Genomic DNA, 917 nt, shown 5'->3' on the forward strand with positions numbered 1-917 from the left:
ACAAAGCCGGCCGCGCAGAAGCCCGCGCGGCCTTCGTTCCGAAGAATTTCATTGGACTCTTTCCCTTCCAAGTGGGGCCGCTGATCCCCTCTCCCAGCTTCCCCTCTCCCTGGGGAGAGGATACGGAGACTTGGGCCACCGGCCCTAGTCGCAGTTGGAGAGGGGCTTCCCGCCATGCCCGATGCAAAACCCCTCACCCGCCTGTCCCGAACCCTCCGCTCTGATCCGACCGACGCGGAGAAACGCCTCTGGCATCACCTGCGCGCTCACCGCCTTGACGGGCATAAATTCAAACGCCAGGCGCCCGTCGGCAATCATATCGCCGATTTCCTGTGCGACCGCGCCCGGCTCGTCATAGAAGTCGATGGCGGTCAGCATGCGGAGTCATCCGCCGACGCCGACCGCACCGCCATCCTGCAATCGCAAGGCTACACGGTCCTGCGCTTCTGGAATCATGACGTGCTGCACAATATCGAAGGCGTGCTGCAGGACATCCGGCGCGCCCTGCATATCGCCACAGGCCGCTGATCCCCTCTCCCAGCTTCGGTAGGCGGCAAGCCGCCAACCTCCGCTACCTCTCCCCACAGGAGAGGAGAACAACGGACAGCCACTTGAACGCCTCTCCCTGTGGGAGAGGGAGAAAAACGATGCCATCGGCACCAAACCCTCTCCCTTGGGAGAGATAGTGAAGCTTGGCGGCTTGCCGCCTGGCGCAACTTGGAGAGGGGTTCCGCGCTATCCAAAGCAGCCCCCCCAAACCTCACACCCCCCTGACCCTCGGCACACCACCCCGCTTCCCCAGCATCAGTTCGCTCAGCGCCCATACCAGCGCGTCGGCGCGATCCGGCGAGCGGCCCGGCCCTTCATAACCGCCGCCGCGCACCAGCCCGCACATCTCGTCCTCCAGCGCCGGAAAC

General features: G+C 64.6%; 1 protein-coding gene and 1 pseudogene. One reads left to right on the top strand and one right to left on the bottom strand.

The features are described from left to right. Positions 1–174 precede the first annotated feature (174 nt). Positions 175–528, top strand: a complete 354-nt coding sequence (locus tag BHQ40_RS24795) for an endonuclease domain-containing protein (protein WP_070158316.1) — start codon at positions 175–177, stop codon at positions 526–528. Positions 529–760: 232 nt separating this feature from the next. Here BHQ40_RS24795 and BHQ40_RS26825 read toward each other — a convergent pair. After that, positions 761–917: pseudogene (locus tag BHQ40_RS26825) on the bottom strand (ATP-binding protein); the annotation flags it as partial.

It is taken from the genome of Sphingobium phenoxybenzoativorans, from assembly GCF_001757355.1.
In the GTDB taxonomy this organism is placed as follows: Bacteria; Pseudomonadota; Alphaproteobacteria; order Sphingomonadales; family Sphingomonadaceae; genus Sphingobium; species Sphingobium phenoxybenzoativorans.

What these genes read in the sequence shown, in the direction of transcription:
- BHQ40_RS24795 (WP_070158316.1), top strand. Translation starts at nt 175, where the DNA reads ATGCCCGATGCAAAACCCCTCACCCGCCTGTCCCGAACCCTCCGCTCT.